The following is a 1808-nucleotide window of genomic DNA, read 5'->3' on the forward strand; positions in this document are numbered from 1 at the left end:
CCAGAATGGTTCTCAGCGTTTCAGGACAAAACGGGCAATCTTTATAGCCACGCCAAACCAACACACCGGTTGAACCACTGAGGCCCGACGTCCATTCTTGGCTGGCTGTAGCGGCTTGAGATCATAATCCGTTGGGCGCGAGATCATCGCTGTTTCTGGCTCAGATTATTTGAGACTATAATTCGATTTGGGACCACTTTATTTGAGAACGGGCTCAGAATAATTGAGACGGGCTCACATTTCTGAGACTGGGATCGGTGGGGTGAGACCATCCACATGACCTCATAGCGACAACCCCGCCATCCGCATTCGCTCTGCCAATTCGCGGGTCCGCGCGGGTTCAAGCTGCCCGCTCAGGAAGCGTTTGATCTCGGCAGGTTTGGACTGGAACTGATCCGCCAATACCTTCACAGAATAGCCCTGCCGGGTGAGACGTGGCTCCAAGTCATCAAAGTCGGGGGCCAGGGTGGCCGACACAATATCCGGCGTGATTGGTTTCTGGCCGATGCGGAACCCGGCCTCCAATGCCCGGTTTAAATATTCGGCAAACTGTAAGGGTGTGGTCAGGCGCTCTGCCAGTAGGTCCAGCGCCGCCGGTTCGATAATCTCGTCAAGTGGAGCGTCGTCCTCGGTACACTGGTCCAAAAGCCAGTCGAGATAGGTTCGGGACTCTTCCCCCAATCCTTCGAAGGGCAGGATATCAGTGCGATGCCCGATCTCTTCCATCGTTGGGCGGCGAAGGTCGTTTCGCAGCTTCGGATGGCCGACCAGAATAACGGACAGATTGCCTCCGCCGCGCGCGATCACTTCCATCAGGCGTTTCAGCCCGATCAATGTCTTTCCATACAGATCATGGGCCTCATCGACAAACAGCGCCACGGGCTTTCCGGAGCGGGCTACCAGCTTCTGAAGTTCTCGTTCCCTCTTTTCACCTTGGGTTGGAATCTTTGGTTCTTTCTCTCGTGAGAGATCGTAGAACAGGGCTGAGATTAGCGTCGGAACGGTCGTGCGGGCTTTGTCCACCGACAGGCTTTCGGCGACAGTGACCTTCTTTTCGCGCGCAATTTCATCTTGCAACCGGTGCAGGAACACAGTCTTGCCGATGCCAACTGGGCCTGTCACAGCGATCAGGCGTCCGGTTCCAATGCCCGCCCGGACGGTGTGGGTGATCTGACGATGGTTCTCGGTCTCATAGAATCCGGCAGCTCGCCAGTCCTTGATCAGCCCATATCGCGCCATGATCTCGGCATTCAGCATTACTCGCTCTCCTCTTCAGCGGCCGGTCGCTTAGGCGAGAACCGGGCAGTTATTCCTTGTTTGATTTCCGTCTTGTCGAGCGTGCGGTCGACAAGATCATTCACGAACGACAGATCCTCGTCTGTCAGGCGGGCCAGCGGCTTGTGCAGCAAATCCGAGACCCCGCGCAGCGCATCCAATCGGCTGCTATAGGTGAACTCTCCATAGGGATCCGGATCGACAAAGGCCTGGCTGGCGAACGGCAGTACGTCTGCGGCTTTGGCCAGGCTTGAATCCAACCCGGCAAGCGCCGATCTGGGCACCGAGATCTTCTGCGCAAGATCTCCGATCCTGTCGGCCCGTGCCTGTGTTTGTGTTTTCTTGGGCTTGCGATAGCGATGCAGCGGGATAGGCCCACCTGTCGGGCGGTAGGGGCCAAAGCGCTTGTCGTTCCACTCAACGAACAGCTCGTGATCAAACACCTGCAGACCTGGTTAAGAAAGGTGGGCATTAAGCCGATCCAAATCTACCCGGGATCACCTTGGGAGAATGGATACAACGAGCGCTTCAAT

The 1808-nt window shown here is 56.4% G+C and carries 2 protein-coding genes; both read right to left on the minus strand.

Annotated features, from left to right (window positions below):
* Positions 1–282: 282 nt before the first annotated feature.
* Entirely contained in the window at positions 283–1257 is a 975-nt protein-coding gene (locus ACR0L4_RS23540; protein ID WP_480425612.1) for an ExeA family protein, read from the minus strand.
* Entirely contained in the window at positions 1257–1718 is a 462-nt protein-coding gene (locus tag ACR0L4_RS23545; RefSeq protein WP_480424837.1) for a hypothetical protein, read from the minus strand. The genes ACR0L4_RS23540 and ACR0L4_RS23545 overlap by 1 nt, the downstream gene beginning before the upstream one ends.
* Positions 1719–1808: the final 90 nt, after the last annotated feature.

Source organism: Ruegeria sp. AB5 (assembly GCF_056542645.1).